The organism is Streptomyces sp. TSRI0107 (assembly GCF_001905845.1).
GTDB lineage: Bacteria > Actinomycetota > Actinomycetes > Streptomycetales > Streptomycetaceae > Streptomyces.
On the sequence record NZ_LIVZ01000002.1, the window covers coordinates 330,626 to 347,518 of the forward strand.

15 protein-coding genes are annotated in these 16,893 nt (G+C 73.4%); 8 read left to right on the forward strand and 7 right to left on the reverse strand.

Annotated elements, in window-relative coordinates:
* Positions 1-13 precede the first annotated feature (13 nt).
* From AMK31_RS05650 to AMK31_RS05670, 5 genes are read left to right on the forward strand one after another with little or no spacing between them, the layout of a single operon-like run.
* Positions 14-988 carry a TauD/TfdA family dioxygenase gene (locus AMK31_RS05650; RefSeq protein ID WP_241842539.1) on the forward strand — a complete coding sequence of 325 codons (975 nt, stop codon included), beginning with the start codon at positions 14-16 and terminating at the stop codon, positions 986-988.
* Positions 985-1,998 carry an ornithine cyclodeaminase gene (locus AMK31_RS05655; RefSeq protein WP_079186703.1) on the forward strand — a complete coding sequence of 338 codons (1,014 nt, stop codon included), beginning with the start codon at positions 985-987 and terminating at the stop codon, positions 1,996-1,998. Before AMK31_RS05650 ends, AMK31_RS05655 begins: the two co-directional genes overlap by 4 nt.
* Complete coding sequence (locus AMK31_RS05660) at positions 1,989-3,350, forward strand: alanine racemase (RefSeq protein WP_073939257.1); 1,362 nt, start codon at positions 1,989-1,991, stop codon at positions 3,348-3,350. The genes AMK31_RS05655 and AMK31_RS05660 overlap by 10 nt, the downstream gene beginning before the upstream one ends.
* 12 nt (positions 3,351-3,362) lie before the next feature.
* Complete coding sequence (locus AMK31_RS05665) at positions 3,363-4,406, forward strand: cysteine synthase family protein (RefSeq protein ID WP_073939258.1); 1,044 nt, start codon at positions 3,363-3,365, stop codon at positions 4,404-4,406.
* A gap of 4 nt (positions 4,407-4,410) precedes the next feature.
* Positions 4,411-5,802 carry an MATE family efflux transporter gene (locus tag AMK31_RS05670; RefSeq protein ID WP_073939259.1) on the forward strand — a complete coding sequence of 464 codons (1,392 nt, stop codon included), beginning with the start codon at positions 4,411-4,413 and terminating at the stop codon, positions 5,800-5,802.
* Between the two features lie 15 nt (positions 5,803-5,817).
* On the opposite strand, the gene AMK31_RS05675 is transcribed toward AMK31_RS05670, so the two are convergent.
* From AMK31_RS05675 to AMK31_RS05685, 3 genes are all read right to left on the reverse strand, one after another.
* Positions 5,818-6,252 (reverse strand): DUF6299 family protein, encoded by a 435-nt coding sequence (locus tag AMK31_RS05675; protein WP_073939260.1) that lies wholly within the window; start codon positions 6,250-6,252, stop codon positions 5,818-5,820.
* A gap of 117 nt (positions 6,253-6,369) precedes the next feature.
* On the reverse strand, positions 6,370-6,768 hold the full coding sequence (locus tag AMK31_RS05680) for a RidA family protein (protein WP_073939261.1): 399 nt from the start codon (positions 6,766-6,768) through the stop codon (positions 6,370-6,372).
* On the reverse strand, positions 6,765-7,886 hold the full coding sequence (locus AMK31_RS05685) for an acyl-CoA dehydrogenase family protein (RefSeq protein ID WP_073939262.1): 1,122 nt from the start codon (positions 7,884-7,886) through the stop codon (positions 6,765-6,767). The genes AMK31_RS05680 and AMK31_RS05685 overlap by 4 nt, the downstream gene beginning before the upstream one ends.
* Positions 7,887-8,011: 125 nt before the next feature.
* Here AMK31_RS05685 and AMK31_RS05690 point away from each other — a divergent pair, with 125 nt between their 5' ends.
* Together AMK31_RS05690 and AMK31_RS05695 are read left to right on the forward strand one after the other, a co-directional pair.
* The gene (locus tag AMK31_RS05690; RefSeq protein WP_073939263.1) at positions 8,012-9,616 is read left to right on the forward strand and encodes an AMP-binding protein; all 1,605 of its coding nucleotides are present in this window, start codon (positions 8,012-8,014) and stop codon (positions 9,614-9,616) included.
* 25 nt (positions 9,617-9,641) lie between these two features.
* Complete coding sequence (locus AMK31_RS05695; RefSeq protein WP_073939264.1) at positions 9,642-10,463, forward strand: PaaX family transcriptional regulator; 822 nt, start codon at positions 9,642-9,644, stop codon at positions 10,461-10,463.
* Between the two features lie 7 nt (positions 10,464-10,470).
* On the opposite strand, the gene AMK31_RS05700 is transcribed toward AMK31_RS05695, so the two are convergent.
* Together AMK31_RS05700 and AMK31_RS05705 are read right to left on the reverse strand one after the other, a co-directional pair.
* Entirely contained in the window at positions 10,471-12,834 is a 2,364-nt protein-coding gene (locus AMK31_RS05700; RefSeq protein WP_079186704.1) for a bifunctional salicylyl-CoA 5-hydroxylase/oxidoreductase, read from the reverse strand.
* The gene (locus AMK31_RS05705; RefSeq protein ID WP_073939265.1) at positions 12,819-13,646 is read right to left on the reverse strand and encodes an enoyl-CoA hydratase family protein; all 828 of its coding nucleotides are present in this window, start codon (positions 13,644-13,646) and stop codon (positions 12,819-12,821) included. The genes AMK31_RS05700 and AMK31_RS05705 overlap by 16 nt, the downstream gene beginning before the upstream one ends.
* A 294-nt stretch (positions 13,647-13,940) precedes the next feature.
* On the opposite strand from AMK31_RS05705, the gene AMK31_RS05710 reads away from it, so the two are divergent.
* Entirely contained in the window at positions 13,941-14,396 is a 456-nt protein-coding gene (locus AMK31_RS05710; protein WP_073939266.1) for an ATP-binding protein, read from the forward strand.
* Here the strand turns inward: AMK31_RS05710 and AMK31_RS05715 are convergent.
* Together AMK31_RS05715 and argF are read right to left on the reverse strand one after the other, a co-directional pair.
* Positions 14,350-15,783, reverse strand: coding sequence for an amino acid permease (locus AMK31_RS05715; protein WP_073939267.1), 1,434 nt, complete (start codon positions 15,781-15,783; stop codon positions 14,350-14,352). The genes AMK31_RS05710 and AMK31_RS05715 overlap by 47 nt on opposite strands.
* Positions 15,784-15,885: 102 nt before the next feature.
* Positions 15,886-16,893: an ornithine carbamoyltransferase gene (gene argF / locus AMK31_RS05720; RefSeq protein ID WP_073939268.1), complete on the reverse strand. Its 1,008-nt coding sequence runs from the start codon at positions 16,891-16,893 to the stop codon at positions 15,886-15,888.

The following is a 16,893-nucleotide window of genomic DNA, read 5'->3' on the forward strand; positions in this document are numbered from 1 at the left end:
GCCCACGGGAGCCTTGCCCGTACGTTCGCTCTCGCCTGCCCACGCGGCGGAACTGCGCACCGCCGCCGAGTCCCTGCTCCACCGCTTCCCCGGCTCGCCCGCCGACCCGAAACTGCTTGCCGAACTCCCCTCCGCGGCAGCCGCGTTGAGCGATGGCGTCCGTCACGCCTGCCGCCCCGTGGACACCCCCGACGGACTGTTCGTGCTGACCGGCCTGGAGGTCGACGACGCGGCGCTCGGGCCCACGCCCGGCCACTGGTCGACCGCCGGCGACGCGGGTGCCGTGTACGACGTGGTCCTGCTGCTGCTCTCCGCGCTGATGGGCGTGCCCCTTGCCTGGGAGGGCCAGCAGGAGGGCCGGTTCGTGCACAACATCGTGCCCACGCCCGGACACGAGGAGGAGCAGACCGGTGCCAGCAGCAGCGTGCTGCTCAGCCCGCACACCGAGGACGCCTTCCACCCGGGCCGCGCACATCTGCTGCTGCTCGCCTGTCTGCGCAACCCGGACGCGGTGGCCACCACGGCTGCGAGCATCCGCCAGGTCCGGCTCGGGGACGCCGACATGGCGCTGCTCGGCCGGCCCGAACTTCCGATCCTGCCCGACGACGCCTACGCAGAGGCGCGGGCCTACGCCGGGCACCCGCAGCCCGTACCGACCGTGTGGCAGTCCCCGGACGGCCCGACCCTGCGCTTCGACCCCGCCTACACCCCGCTGGAACGGGCCGGCAAGGAGCATCGCGCCGCCTACGCCCGGCTGACGGACGAGCTGTCCCGGGTCTCGGTGGCGGTGCGTCTGGAGCCCGGTCAGGTGCTGGTCGTGGACAACGACCTCGTGGTGCACGGCCGGGTCCCCTTCAAGGCCCGTTACGACGGCACCGACCGCTGGCTGAAACGTTCCTCCGTCCGGGTTCCGGGGCGTCGTACCCGCCCCGCGGCGGAACGCTTCGAGCACGGTTACGGCCAGAAGGTTCTGGAGGCATACGCATGACCGGCACACCCACGACCGGCACCACCGCCGACGACACCACCCTGCGCATCCTCAGCACCGGCGACGTCGCCGGCATCGAGATATCCCTCACCGACGTCGTTTCCGTCGTCGAGCAGGCCTACCGCACCCTCGCCGAGGGCCGCTCCGACAACCCCCGCAAGCTCACCGTCAAGCCCGAGGACGGCCACTCGGTGGCGTATGCGATGCTCGGCCGGGACGGGGAACGCGGCGTCGTCGCCGTCAAGACGTCGTACAAGTACGGCCTGCACGAGGACCGCGACAAGCAGCACTACTACACGACGCTCACCCTCTACGACGACACCACCGGCCTGCCCGTCGCCATGCTGGACTGCGGCCGCGTCGGCGCCCTGCGCACCCCGGCGGTCTCCGCGCTGCTCGCCCGGGAACTGGCCGCGCCCGGCAGCCGCAGCGCGCTCGTCATCGGCACCGGCACCCAGGGGCGGCTCGCCCTGCCGTTCCTGCTGACGACCATGCCGCAGCTGGAGCGGCTGCGCGTGTTCGGCACCCACCCGGACGGTATCCGCGCGGTGCGCGAGCAGCTGCACACCCACTTCCCGGACCGGGAGCTGGAGGTCGTCACCGATCTGCGGGCGGCCGCCGAGGACTCCGACATCGTCCTGGCCACCGCCGGCCCCAACACCCCCGCCCGCGTCGACGCCGACTGGCTCAAGCCCGCCGCCCTTTCCGTGCTGGTCGGCTACGGCATCGCACCCTCCACCCTGCACCGTGCCGACCGGGTGATCGCCACCAGCGCCGCCCAGATGAAGGTCACCGGCACCGACATGGCCGACGCCGACGGGGAACTGCGCGCGGTCGACGCCGAGTTCCCCGAGGTGCTGGCGGGGCGGGCGGCCGGGCGGACCGACCCGGGGCAGCGGATCTTCGCGTACAACAGCGGGCTCGTCGTCACCGACATCGCGCTCGGCCACCGGTTCGCGCAGCTCGCCCTCGCCCAGGGGCTGGGCACGGAGGTGCCGCTGTGGCGGTGACCGCGACCGTGCCCTCGCTGCCCGCCCGCCGGGCACCGGAGGTGCGTGAACTGCTGGCCGCCGGGGAACTGCTGCACGAGCTGAGCCACGGCCTCGGCGGGCCGTACCACATGCTGCTTCCCGGCCCCTTCGACGCCAACGCGGCGGCCTTCCGGCAGGCGTTCGCCGAGGCGGGCGTCGACGGGCGGGTCTACTACGCCAAGAAGGCCAACAAGGCGGCCCTCTACAGCGAGCGGGCCGCCGTGCTGGGCCTCGGCGTGGACGTGGCCAGCCTCGGGGAACTGCGCGAGTCCCTCGCCGCCGGGGTGCCCGGCCCCGACCTGGTGGTGACCGGGCCCGCCAAGGCCGACGTCCTCCTGCGGGTGGCCGTGCTCCAGGGGGCGCTCGTCGCCGTGGACGCGCTCGACGAACTCGAGCGGGTCACCGGGGCCGCGGCCGAACTGGGGCGCATAGCACGGGTGTTGCTGCGCCGGCTGCCGCCCGCCCAGCCGCACAGCCGGTTCGGGCTGGACGACGAGGAGCTGGCGGCCGCCCTGCGCCGGTGTGCCGACGGCCCGGTGGAGCTGGAGGGCTTCAGCTTCCATCTCTCCGGGTACGACCTCGCGGCGCGCGCCGACCTCGCCGGGGAACTGGTCCGGCTGTGCCGGCACGCCCGCACGCTCGGCCTGCGCGCCGACCGGATCAGCATCGGCGGCGGTTTCCCCGTGGACTACGCGCACGGCGACGACTGGCGCCGGTTCACCGAGGCGCAGCGGCCCGAGCACTATCACGCGGGCAAGACCTTCTCCGGCGGCTTCTACCCGTACCACTCCCCCGTCGCCGGGGCCGACGCGCTGCGCGCGATCCTCGCCGCGGTGCCCGCCGGGGAGAGCGAACCGCTGGCCGCGCTGCTGCGCGGCGTCGGGGTGACCGTGCTGGTGGAGCCGGGCCGGGCGCTGCTGGACCAGGCCGGGTGCACGGTGTTCCGGATCCAGGGCGTCAAGGAGCGCGACGGCTACGCGATCCTCACCGTGGACGGCAGCAGCCTCAGCCTCTCCGAGCAGTGGTTCGAGAGCGAGTTCCTGCCGGATCCGGTACTGGTGCCCCGGGCGCCCTCCCCGCACGGGTCGTATGAGGCCTGCGTGGGGGCGGCCACCTGTCTGGAGTCCGACATGCTCACCTGGCGGCGGGTGCCGTTCCCGCACCGGCCGGCCGTCGGCGATCTGCTGGTCTACCTCAACACGGCCGGCTACCAGATGGACTCCAACGAGTCGCCCTTCCACGAACTGCCGCTGCCGCCCAAGGTCGTCGTCGAACCCGCCTCCCCCGATTCCTTTGCCCGTCCCCGCTGGCGTCTCGACCGCCACTCGTAGGGAGTTCACGCCATGGACCACGCCCTCGACCGCCCGCCGATCGTCCGCCGGGTCTCCGAACTCATCGGCGCGACCCCGCTGTTCGAGCTGTGCCGCACCCCGGACGACGCCCGGCTGCTGCTGAAGCTGGAGCAGTTCAACCCGACCGGCACCGCCAAGATACGCATGGCCCGGCAGATGGTCCTCGACGCCGAGGAGCGCGGGCTGCTGCGGCCCGGCGGCCGGATCGTCGAGTCGACCTCCGGGAACACCGGCCTCGGCCTCGCCGTGGTCGCCGCCGAGCGCGGCTACACCTTCACCGCCGTCGTCGATCACCACGCCGCCGCCGACAAGCTGCGCGCGATGAAGGCGCTCGGCGCCGAACTGGTCTACGTCGCCGAGGAGGGCGACGAGGAACTGGCGACCGCCGCCCGCGAGGAGTACGCCGAGAAGCTGGCCGCCGAGACCGACAACGCCTATTTCACCGAGCAGCACAACAACCCGGCGAACGGCGTCGGTTACCGCCCCGTCGCCCACGAGCTGCACGCCGCCCTGGACGGCCGTGTCGACATCCTGATCGGTGCCGTCGGCACCGGCGGCGGGCTGTTCGGGACCGGCGGTGAGCTGCGCAGGACCGTGCCGGGGGTGCGGATCGTCGGGGTCGAGCCGAAGGGATCGATCGCGTTCGGCCCGCCCGCGCACGACTACCACCAGTCCGGCACCGGCACCCCCGAGGGCGCCACCATAGGCGCGATGGTCGACTACGACCTCCTCGACGAGGGCGTGAAGGTCGGTGACGTCGAGGCGTTCGCCACCTGCCGGGCCGTCGCCCGCCGCACCGGGCTGCTGATCGGCGGCTCGGCGGGCGGGGTGGTGTACGAGGCGCTGGCCCGGCTCTCCTCACTGCCGCCGGGAACGACTATGGTCGCGCTCGTCAACGACGGGGGGGAGAAGTACCTGGACACGGTGTTCGACGACGACTGGATGGCCGCGCGCCGGCTGCTCGACCCCGACGTGGAAGGCGAGGTCGACGCGTTGCTGACCAAACTCCGCCACACCCAGAGGAAGTACGCGTAGACCGATGCCACCCGCTCTCTCCCGCCTCGTCACCGACAGCCGCGCTCTGGCCGGCCTGGCCGTGCCGCTGGCGCTCACCCAGCTCGCCCAGGTCGCGCTGACCACCACCGACACCGTCATGATGGGCCTGATCGGCACCGAGGCCCTGGCGGCCGGCGGTCTCGCGATGGTCGTCTTCAACCAGCTGCGCACCATGGGCGTCGGCCTGGTCACCGCCGTCGGCAACCAGATCGCCGCCGCCGACGCGCGCGGCGAGCGGGCCCACTCCGAGGAGGCCAGGGAGGACGTCCGGGACCTGGTCAGGGCGAGCCTGCTGCTGTCCACGCTGGCCGGACTGGCCGGGGCGGTGCTCATGATCCTGATCGGGCACGCCGTGGTCCTGCTCGGCCAGGACCCGGACGTCGTGGACGCGGCCACGCCGGTGCTGTACGCGATGGCGCCGGGGCTGCTGCCCTGTCTGTGGTTCCAGGCGGTCCGGCAGTTCACCGTCGGTATGCGCCGCCCGCAGGCACTGCTGCGCATCACCATCGCGTCGATCGCCGTCAACGCGGGCCTCAACTGGGTGTTCATCCACGGCACCTGGATCTTCCCCGAGCTGGGCCTGCCCGGCATCGGTCTGGCCACGACCTCGGTGTACGCCCTGTCGTTCCTGGCGCTGTACGCCTCCGCACGGCGCGATCCGCAGCTCGCGCCGCTGCTGTCGCTGAGCGTGTGGAAGACCCGCCCGGCGACCCTGCGCCGGCTGACCGCGCTGGGCACGCCGATCGCCGCCACCTACGGGTCGGAGGCGGGGTTCTTCTCCGTCGTCGCGCTCCTGGTGGGCAGCTTCGGCACGGCCGCGCTGGCCGCGCACACGGCCGTCAACCAGCTGGTGTACATCGTGTTCCAGATCGCCGTCGGTCTCTCCCACGCCGCGTCGCTCGGCGTCAGCCGCGAACTCGCCCTCGGCGACACGGCGGCGGTGCGGCGGCTGCAGTCGACGGCGCTGGCCTGCGCGGCGGCGGTGATGGCGGTGGTCGGGCTGGTGTACGTGAGCGTGCCGCGCCTCGTGCTGGCCCCCTTCTTCGAGTCGGGGGAGGCGAAGGCGGTCGACATCGCCGCGCAGCTGCTGCTGGTCGCGGCGGTGCTGCAGTTCTTCGACTGCGCGCAGAACATCGGGGTGGGTCTGCTGCGCGGACTGGACGACACCAAGGGCGGCTTCCGGGTCACCCTGGTCGGCTACTGGCTGGTCGGCCTGCCCGCCGCGGCGCTGCTGGGCTTCGTGGCGGGCCTGGACACGCTCGGGATCTGGCTCGGCCTGCTCACCGGCCTCGCCACCACGGCGGTGCTGCTGCTGCGCCGGTTCGGGCAGGGCATGGGCCGCCTGAGCACGGCGTCGGCTCCGGCGGCCGCGTGACGCGGGCGCGTGCCGTCAGGACGCGACCAGGGTGACGTCCTGCCGGTGAGCCGCGTGGAAGACGGGCAGGGGCAGGCCGCTTCCCGTGTTCAGCTCCGTCACGGTGGCCTCGACCTGGGCCGCGCCAGGCTTCAGCGCGCCGAGCAGCGCCTTGCCGGTGTTCTCCCAGCGGTGCTCCAGGCCGTCGCACACCGCGCGCGTGCCGCCGATGCCGTGCCGCATCGACGCGGCGGACTGGGCGACGGAGGAGCTGACGAACACCGGGCCGGTGCCGCCGGTGCAGCGGTAGGTGCCGGAGAGGGTGACCGTGCCGTCGGGGGTGATCCGGCCGATCGGGTCGACGGTGACCGACCCGTACGGGTCGGCGGCGGCCGCGGGCGTCGCGCAGACGCCGGCGGCCAGGGCCAGGGCGGCCGCGGCGGCAGCGCCGAGGAGCGGGCGAACGGGCATGGGGAAACCTCCTGTTGTGGGGGCTTCCACAGGTACCGGGCGGGCGGCTCGGCCCGCGTGACCGTCACTCCTTCGGTGGCGCGTCACCCGGTCACGGTGATCGGGCCAGCGCCCCGGTCACGGCAGCACGGCGAACCCGTCCAGTTCCACGACCGCCCGCTCGTCCCACAGGCGTACGACCTCGACGACCGCCATCGCCGGATAGTCGCGGCCGGCGGACCGTCGCCAGATCCGGCCGAGTTCGGCCGCGTGGACGCGGTAGTCGGCGACGTCCGTGGCGTAGACGGTGACGCGGGCCAGGTCGGCCGGGGTGCCGCCGGCCGCGCGCAGCGCCGTCAGCAGGTTGCCGAGCGCCCGCTCGAACTGCTCGGGCAGACCGTCACCGGTGATCTTGCCGTCGGTGTCGAGGGCGGTCTGGCCGGCCAGGAAGACGAGGCGGGAGCCGGTGGCGACGACGGCGTGCGAGAAGCCGGCCGGCGGGGAGAGGTCGGGCGGGTTGACGCGCTCGGCGGTCACTGGGCCTCCCGGTACAGCTCTTTCGCGATGATCTCGCGCTGGATCTCGCTGGCCCCCTCGTAGACGCGGGGCGCGCGCACCTCGCGGTAGAGGTGTTCGAGCAGGTGTCCGCGGCGCAGCGCGCGGGCCCCGTGCAGCTGGACGGCGCGGTCGACGACGTACTGCGCGGTCTCGGTGGCCAGCAGCTTCGCCATCGCCGCGCGCTTGGGCACGTCGGCGGCGCCGTCGTCGTACGCCGTCGCCGCCGCGTACACCATGAGCCGGGCCGCCTCGGTGCGCAGGGCCATCTCGGCGACCTGGTGGGCGACGGTCTGCCGGTCGCGGAGCGGGCCGCCGAAGGCCTCCCGGCGCGCGGTGTGCTCCAGGGTCGCGTCGAGGGCGGCCTGCGCCATGCCGACGGCGAAGGCACCGACGCTGGGCCGGAACAGGTTGAGGGTCCCCATGGCGACCCGGAAGCCCCGGTCGGGTTCCCCGAGCACGTCGTCGGCCGTGACGGGTACGGCGTCGAAGTCGAGGGCGCCGATCGGGTGCGGGGAGAGCATGTCGAGCGCGGTGCCGGTCAGCCCGGGCCGGTCGGCGGGGACCAGGAACGCGGTCACCCCGCGGGCGCCGGCGCCGGGGGTGGTCCGGGCGAACACGGTGTAGAAGTCGGCCTCGGGCGCGTTGGAGATCCAGCACTTGCCGCCGGTGAGCCGCCAGCCCGCGGGGCCGTCGGGGGCGGCGGTCAGGGACAGTGCCGCCGCGTCCGAACCGGCCCCCGGCTCGGTCAGGGCGAACGCGGCGATCGCGGTGCCCTCGCGGACCGCCGGGAGCCAGCGGTCGCGCTGGGCGGGGGTGCCGTGGGCATGGACGGGGTGGGCGCCGAGGCCCTGGAGGGCGAGGGCGGTCTCCGCCTCGGTGCAGGTGCGGGCGAGGGACTCGCGCATCAGGCACAGGTCGAGCGCGCCGGAGCCGAAGAGCCGGTCCAGCAGGCCGAGCCGGCCCAGTTCGGCGACGAGGGGGCGGTTGACGTGGCCCGGCTCGCTCTTCTCGGCGAGCGGGCGCAGCCGTTCGCCGGCCAGGGCGCGCAGTTCGGCGCACCAGGCGGTGTGGTCCGGGTCGAGTGAGAATGCGGGCACTGCCGGTCCTCCCTCCGGAGCGGTCTCACCCGACCGTATCGCGCTCCGTTGACTGCCGTCACCAAGACGATACGCTCCAGGTGCGAGCCCACCACGACGCCCACCAGGCAAGGGGGCGAACCACCATGGACGACCGCCCGTTCCGCTCCGCCCACGTCGACACCTTCGCGCGCGACCACCTCCCGCCGCCCGACCAGTGGCCCGAGCTGCGCTTCGACCTGCCGGAGCTGCACCACCCCGAACGGCTCAACTGTGCCGCGGCCCTGCTCGACGGCCCCTCGGACGACCGCCCGGTCTTCCACACCCCGGACGGCCCGACCTGGACGTACGGCGATCTGCGCGCCCGCGTCGACCGCCTCGCCCACCTGCTCACCGACGACCTCGGCGTGGTCCCCGGCAACCGGGTGCTGCTGCGCGGCCCCACCACCCCGTGGCTGGCGGCCTGCTGGCTGGCGGTGCTGAAGGCGGGCGCGGTCGCCGTCACCGTGCTGGCACAACAGCGTCCGCACGAGCTGGCCACGATGTGTGAGATCGCCCGGGTGCGGCACGCGCTGTGCGACATCCGCGCCGTCGACGACCTCGCCAAGGCCGAGATACCGGGCCTGTCCATCGCCACGTACGGCGGTGACGCCCCGGACGACCTGCTGGTCCGTCCGGCGCCCGCGACGCCGTACCCCGCCGTCGAAACCGCGGCCGACGACGTGGCGCTGATCGCGTTCACCTCCGGCACCACGGGCCGCCCGAAGGGGTGCATGCACTTCCACCGGGACGTGCTGGCCGTCGCCGACACCTTCTCCCGGCACGTGCTGCGGCCGCACGCGGACGACGTCTTCGCGGGCAGTCCCCCGCTCGGCTTCACCTTCGGCCTCGGCGGCCTGGTCGTCTTCCCGCTGCGGGCCGGCGCGAGCGCGCTGCTGCTGGAGCAGGCGGGTCCCCGGCAGCTGCTGCCCGCGATCGCCGAGCACCGGGTGTCGGTGCTGTTCACCGCGCCGACGGCGTACCGCGCGATGCTCGCCGAACTCGACGGGCACGACCTCTCCTCGCTGCGCCGCTGTGTCTCCGCGGGCGAGAACCTGCCCGCCGCCACCTGGCACGCCTGGCGGGAACGCACCGGCCTGCGGATCATCAACGGCATCGGCGCGACCGAGCTGCTGCACATCTTCATCTCGGCCGCCGACGAGGACATCCGCCCGGGGACCACGGGGGTGCCGGTGCCCGGGTGGCAGGCGCGGGTGCAGGACGAGCACGGCGAGCCGGTGCCCGACGGGGAGCCCGGTCTGCTGGCCGTGCGCGGCCCGGTCGGCTGCCGCTATCTCGCCGACGCCCGGCAGACGGAGTACGTGCGGGGCGGCTGGAACATCACCGGCGACACCTACGTCCGCGAGCCCGACGGCTGGTTCCGGTACGTGGCCCGCGCCGACGACATGATCATCTCCGCCGGGTACAACATCGCGGGCCCGGAGGTCGAGGACGCGCTGCTGCGCCACCCCGACGTGGTCGAGGCGGCGGTCGTCGGCCGGCCCGACGAGGCGCGCGGGGCGGCCGTGGTGGCGTACGTCGTCGTCAAGGAGGGCGCCGAGAAGGACGCCGGGGCGCTGCGCGCGTTCGTCAAGAGCGAGCTGGCGCCGTACAAGTGCCCGCGCGAGATCGTGTTCCTGGCCGCGCTGCCGCGCACGGCGACCGGAAAGCTTCAGAGGTTCCGTCTGCGCACCGAAGCCGACCAGCAGTGATCCGCACGCACCGGCACGACCTAAAATGATCAATGTGTCCGAGCAGCACGCACCCCGGTCCCTCATCGTCACGCTCTACGGGGCGTACGGCCGCCACTTCCCCGGCCCGGTGCCCGTCGCCGAGCTGATCCGGCTGCTGGCCGCGGTCGGCGTGGACGCGCCCTCGGTACGGTCGTCGGTGTCCCGGCTGAAACGGCGCGGTCTGCTCGTCCCGGCCCGTACCGGGCAGGGCGCGGCGGGCTACGAGCTGTCCCCCGACGCCCGCCAGCTCCTCGACGACGGCGACCGGCGGGTCTACGCCACCGCGCCGCCGGAGGACGAGGGCTGGGTGCTGGCGGTGTTCTCCGTCCCGGAGACGGAACGTCAGAAGCGGCACGTGCTGCGCTCCCGGCTGGCCGGGCTGGGCTTCGGCACCGCGGCGCCCGGCGTGTGGATCGCCCCGGCCCGGCTGTACGAGGAGACCCGGCACACCCTGGAGCGGCTGCGCCTCGACTCGTACGTGGACTTCTTCCGCGGCGAGCACCTCGGCTTCGCGCCGACCGTCGAGGCGGTCGCCCGCTGGTGGGACCTGGCCGCGATCGCCAAGCAGCACGAGGCGTTCCTGGACCGGCACGCGGGCGTGCTGCACGACTGGGAACGGCGGCCGGACACCCCGCCCGAGGAGGCCTATCGCGACTATCTGCTCGCCCTGGACTCCTGGCGCCATCTGCCGTACGCCGACCCGGGGCTGCCCGCCGGGCTGCTGCCGCAGGACTGGCCGGGAGTGCGCTCGGCGGCCGTGTTCCGGGGGCTGCACGAGCGGCTGCGGGACGCGGGGGCGGCCTTCGCCGGCGTCACCGCCCGCTGACGGAACCTCAGCTCCCGAGCGTGAGACGGGGCTTGGGCGCGTCGGTGCGCCCGGTCCGGGGGCGTCTGCTGCCCGCCCGGTACGGGGCCGGCCAGACGGCGCCCGGACCGTCGTAGCCCTGCTCGGCGGCGGCGTGCAGCGTCCAGTGCGGGTCGTACAGATGCGGGCGGGCCAGCGCGCACAGGTCGGCGCGTCCGGCCAGCACGAGGGAGTTGACGTCGTCCCAGGAGGAGATCGCGCCGACCGCGATCACCGGCACACCGGCCTCGTGCCGGATACGGTCGGCGAACGGCGTCTGGTACGACCGCCCGAACTCCGGCCGCTCCTCGGCCACCACCTGCCCGGTCGACACGTCGATCGCGTCGGCGCCGTGCGCGGCGAAGGCGCGGGCGATCGCGACGGCGTCCTCGGCGGTGGTGCCGCCCCGCGCCCAGTCGGTGGCGGAGATCCGCACGGTCATGGGCCGTTCCTCGGGCCACACGGCGCGTACGGCGTCGAAGACCTCCAGCGGGAAGCGCAGCCGTCTCTCCAGCGAGCCGCCGTAGGCGTCGGTGCGCCGGTTGGTGAGCGGGGAGAGGAAGCCGGAGAGCAGATAGCCGTGCGCGCAGTGCAGTTCGAGCAGGTCGAACCCGGCGCGGGCGGCGCGGCAGGCGGCCGCCGCGAACTGCTCGCGCAGATCGGTGAGCTGGGCCCGGGACAGCTGCCGCGGCGTCTGGCTGCCCGGCTTGTACGGCAGCGGGGAGGCGGCGACCAGCGGCCAGTTGCCGTCGGGCAGCGGCTCGTCCATGCCCTCCCACATCGGCTTCGTCGAGCCCTTGCGCCCGGAGTGGCCGAGCTGGACGCCGATCGCCGTGCCGGGCGCCTGCCGGTGCACGAAGTCGGTGATCCGCTTCCAGGCCTCGGCCTGCTTGCCGGTGTAGAGCCCGGCGCAGCCAGGGGTGATGCGGCCCTCCTCGCTGACGCACACCATCTCGGTCATCACCAGCCCGGCGCCGCCGAGCGCCCGGGCGCCCAGGTGGACGAGGTGGAAGTCGCCGGGGAGGCCGTCGACCGCCGAGTACATGTCCATCGGCGAGACGACCACCCGGTTGCGCAGGGTCAGCCCGCGCATCCGGAACGGGGTGAACATCGGGGGCGTGCCGGGCGGGCAGCCGAACTCGCGTTCCACGGCCTCGGTGAAGCGCGGGTCGCGCAGCCGCAGGTTGTCGTGGGTGACGCGGCGGCTGCGGGTGAGCAGGTTGAAGGCGAACCGGCGGGGCGGCTGGCCCAGGTGGTGCCGCAGCTCCTCGAACCACTCCAGGCTGGCGCGGGCGGCCCGCTGGGTGGAGGCGACGACGGGTTTGCGTTCCTCCTCGTAGGCGGTGAGCGCGCTGCGCAGGTCCGGCTGTTCCTCCAGGCAGGCGGCCAGGGCGAGGGCGTCCTCGACGGCGAGTTTGGTGCCGGAGCCGATGGAGAAGTGCGCGGTGTGGGCGGCGTCGCCGAGGAGGACGACGTTGCCCGCGGACCAGCGGTCGTTGACGACCGTGCGGAAGGTGGTCCAGGCCGACTTGTTGGACCGCAGGGGCCGGCCGCGCAGGGCGTCGGAGAAGATCTTGGCGCAGCGGTCGACGGACTCCTGCTCGTCGACGAGGTCGAGACCGGCGGCGCGCCACACCTCCTCGCGCATCTCGACGATCACGGTGGAGGCGTCGTCCGCGTACGGGTAGCCGTGCAGCTGCATCACGCCGTGCTCGGTCTCGGCGATCTCGAAGCGGAAGGCGTCGAAGGGGAAGTCGGCGGCGAGCCAGATGTAGCGGCAGCGGTGGGCGGTGATCTGGGGCCGGAAGACGTGCGCGTAGGCCTCGCGGGTGGTGCTGCCCGCGCCGTCGGCGGCGATGACCAGGTCGTGGGTCTCCGCCAGCCAGGCCGGGTACGGCGCCTCGGACCGGAAGCGCAGCTCGACGCCGAGGTCGCGGCAGCGCTGGTGGAGGATCTCCAGGAGGCGCCGCCTGCCGAGGGCGGCGAAGCCGTGTCCTCCGGAGGTGTGGCGGGTGCCCCGGTGGACGATGTGGATGTCGTCCCAGCGGACGAAGTGGCGCCGCATCGCCTCGTGGACGGCGGGGTCGGCGTGCTCGATGCCGCCGAGGGTCTCGTCGGAGAGGACGACGCCGAAGCCGAAGGTGTCGTCGGGGGTGTTGCGTTCCCAGACGGTGACGGTGCGGCGGGGGTCGAGGCGTTTCAGCAGGGCGGCGGCGTAGAGGCCGCCGGGGCCGCCGCCCACGATCGCTACGCGTAGGGGGTGGCCGGTCTCGTCGGGCGGGTGCGGGCTGTCTGTGGTTTCTCGCGCAGTTCCCCGCGCCCCTGAGGTCGGCACGGTTACCGCCCCCGCCATTTGGGCGGGCGCTTTTCCGTGAACGCCGCGTGGAACTCGGCGTAGTCCTCGCCGGTCATCAGCAGGGCCTGGGTCGAGGCGTCCAGTTCCACCGCCGCCGCCAGGGGCATGTCCAGTTCCGCCGTCAGGAGGGCCTTGGTCTGGGCGTACGCCAGGGCCGGGCCCTCGGCCAGGCGGCGGGCGAGAGCTCGGGCGGACTCGTCTGCCTTGCCCTCCTCCGTCAGTTGGCTGAGCAGGCCGATCCGCTCGGCCTCCAGCGCGCGCACCGGCTCACCCAGCATCAGCAGCCGGGTCGCGTGTCCGAGGCCGACGACCCTCGGCAGCAGATACGCCGCGCCCATGTCACCGCCGGAGAGGCCGACCTTGGTGAAGAGGAAGGCGAAGCGGGCGGTGGGGTCGGCGACGCGGAAGTCGGCGGCCAGGGCGAGGACCGCGCCGGCGCCGGCGGCCACGCCGTGCACCGCCGCGATCACGGGGAACGGGCACTCCCGGATCGCCCTGACGACCTGGCCGGTCATCCGGTTGAAGTCGATGAGCCGGGCGGTGTCCATGGCGAGCGTGGCGCCGATGATCTCGTCGACGTCGCCGCCGGAGCAGAAGCCGCGCCCCTCCCCCGCGAGCACCAGCGCGCGCACGGCCCGCTCCCGGGACAGCTCGGCGAGCAGGTCCCGCAGGTCGGCGTAGGCGCCGAAGGTGAGCGCGTTGAGTCTGTCGGGGCGGGCGAGGGTGACGGTGGCGACGCCGTCGGCGAGGTCTACGCGCAGGTGCTGCCAGCGGGGGGTGCGGGCGGCGGAGCCGGTGAAGGGACTCATGGCGGGGCGGCCTCCTCGGAGACGGGAGGGTGCCCTACGAAGTTATCACTCATATGTGACTGCCGTCATGAGTACGCGATACGGCGGCCGGGCAGATGTCACCGTGTGACCGATCGTCGTCCAGTCGTCGACAGGGCGGTAACGGCGGGAGCAGTCGCGCACGGCGGGCCGTTGCGGTGGGTAGGCCGCCGGGTGCCGGACGGTTGCCCGCCTGAGGACTCCGCCGGGCCGACCCGTACCATTCTCGAAGTTGAAAGCAGGAGCGCCTGTGTCCGGCCTCAGGAAGCCTGCGCCATGAACGGACTCGCCTTGTACGAACCCTCAGCCCCCGCCTCCTGGCGCGTCGCACTGCCGCACTCCGCCGCGGCCGTGCCCGTGGCGCGCGCGCTGGTCCGTACCGCGCTGGCCGAGCTCGAGCACGGCAGCGACACCGACACCGCCGAGCTGCTGACCGCGGAGCTGGTGGCGAACGCCGTGGAGCACACCTCCGGGGGCGCCCCGATAGAGCTGGTGGTCGAGCTGCAGCCGACCGGCTGCAAGGTCGAGGTGCACGACCCGGACCCGGCGCCGCCCGGCGACCTCACGCGTCCGGCCGCCGGCATGCCCGACCCCTGGCAGGAGCACGGGCGCGGGCTGCTGCTGATCCGCGCCCTCAGCTCGGCATGCGGTCACCGCCCCACCGAGTCCGGCAAGGCGGTGTGGTTCAGACTGGCTGCGGTACCGCGTCAGCGGGGTCCGCGTCCGGCGTGACCCGCGCGAGCCGCGACTTGCGGCGGCCGTAGCCGAGGTAGACCAGGAGTCCGACGGCCAGGAAGACGGCGAACTGGAGCCAGGTCGTCCAGCCGGTCTCGTACATCAGGTAGAGGCAGAAGCCGACGCCGAGCACCGGCAGCACGGGGTAGAGCGGCACCCGGAAGGTGCGGGGCAGGTCGGGCTCGCGGCGGCGCAGGGCGATCACCGCGATGTTGACGGCGGCCATGACGGCGAGCGTGCCGATCGTGCACAGGTTGACCACGGCGTCCAGCGAGGAGAAGGCCGCCGGGACGGCGAAGACGACCGCGATGACCAGGGTGCCGGCGACGGGCGTCGCGGTGCGCGGGGAGACCTTCTCGAAGACGCCCGGGATCAGTCCGTCCCGGGACATGGACATCAGGATGCGGCTCTGGCCGTACATCACGGCGAGCACCACCGAGGCGATCGCGACGACCGCGCCGAAGGCGATGATCCCGCCGCCGACACCGGAGCCGGTGACCTCGTCGACGACGTGGGACAGCGCGGCGGGCCGGCCGCCGACCTCGTCGCCGCCGAGGGCGCCGATGGCGGCCAGCGCGACCGCGCAGTACAGCACGGTGACCACGCCGATGCAGACCAGGATGGCGACCGGGATGTCCCGGCGCGGGTTCTTCGCCTCCTCGCCGGCCGTGGTGATCGCGTCGAAGCCGATGTACGAGAAGAAGGCGGCCGTGGTGCCCGCGCCGATCCCGGCGATCCCGGCGGGCGCGAACGGCACCAGGTTGCCGTCCTTGAAGGCGCTGAAGCCGATCGCGCAGAAGGCGACGAGGATGGCCAGCTTGAGGACGGCCATGGCGGCGGTGGCGCGGGCGCTCTCGCGCACGCCGCGCACCAGCAGCACCGCGGCCATGGCGATGACCAGGACGGCCGGGAGGTTGACGACGCCGCCGTCGCCGGGGCTCGACGAGAGCGCGGCGGGCAGCTGCCGGCCGATGAGGCTGTCGAGGAGTTCGTTGACGTACTGGCTCCAGCCGACCGCGACCGCGGACACCGACACGCCGTACTCCAGGAGCAGGCACCAGCCGACGAGGAACGCGGTGGTCTCGCCGAGTCCGGCGTAGGCGAAGGAGTACGAGGAGCCGGAGACCGGGATCGCGCCGCCCAGCTCGGCGAAGGCGAACGCGGTGAACACGCAGGTGATCGCGGCGAGGACGAAGGAGACGACGACGGCCGGGCCGGCCTGGGCGACCGAGTCGGAGAGGCCGACGAAGATGCCGGTGCCGACGATCGCGCCGACGCCGAAGCAGATCAGCTGGAAGAGGCCCATCGTGCGACGGAGGCCGTGGCCCTCGAGGTCGGTGCCGGCTTCGGCCACCAGGAGGGCGGGGGGCTTGATGCGGGGCATGCGGGTGGTGCTCGTTTCTGGGACGGGGTGCGCCACGGTGGGGGCGCGCGGCGGCCTCGGAAGGGGTGGCTCCGGGCCGCCGGACAGCATAAGGCCTGGTCGTCAGGCCAGGGTGGCGACCAGCACGGCCTTGATCGTGTGCAGGCGGTTCTCGGCCTCGTCGAAGACGACGGAGTGCGCCGACTCGAAGACCTCGTCGGTGACCTCCAGGGAGTCCAGGCCGTGCGTCTCGTGGATCTCCCGGCCGACCTTGGTGCCCAGGTCGTGGAAGGCGGGCAGGCAGTGCAGGAACTTCACGTCCGGGTTTCCGGTGGCGCGCAGCACGTCCATGGTGACCGCGTAGGGGGCGAGGGCGGCGATCCGCTCGTCCCAGACCTCCTTGGGCTCGCCCATGGAGACCCAGACGTCGGTGGCGACGAAGTCGGCGCCGCGCACACCCTCCTCGACTGACTCGGTGAGGGTGATCCGGGCGCCGCTGGTCTCGGCGAGCGCGCGGGCGCGGTCGACGACGTCCTCGGCGGGCCAGTAGGACTTCGGGGCGACGATCCGCACGTCCATGCCGAGCAGGGCGCCGGTGACCAGGTAGGAGTTGCCCATGTTGAAGCGGGCGTCGCCGAGGTAGGCGAAGGCGATCTCCTTGATCGGCTTGCTGGTGTGCTCGGTCATGGTGAGCACGTCGGCGAGCATCTGGGTGGGGTGCCAGTCGTCGGTGAGACCGTTGTAGACCGGCACGCCCGCGTACGCCGCCAGCTCCTCGACGCCGGCCTGGCTGTCGCCGCGGTACTCGATGGCATCGAACATCCGGCCGAGGACGCGGGCGGTGTCCTTCACGGACTCCTTGTGCCCGATCTGCGAGCCGGAGGGGTCCAGGTAGGTCGTGGAGGCGCCCTGGTCGGCGGCGGCGACCTCGAAGGCGCAGCGGGTGCGGGTGGAGGTCTTCTCGAAGATCAGGGCGATGTTCCTGCCCCGCAGGTACTGGGTCTCGGTCCCGGCCTTCTTGGCGGCCTTCAGCTCGGCGGCCAGCTCGATCAGACCGCGGAACTCCTCCTCGGAGAAGTCGATCTCCTTGAGGAAGTGGCGGCCGGCGAGGGCGGTCGGGACTGTCGCCAT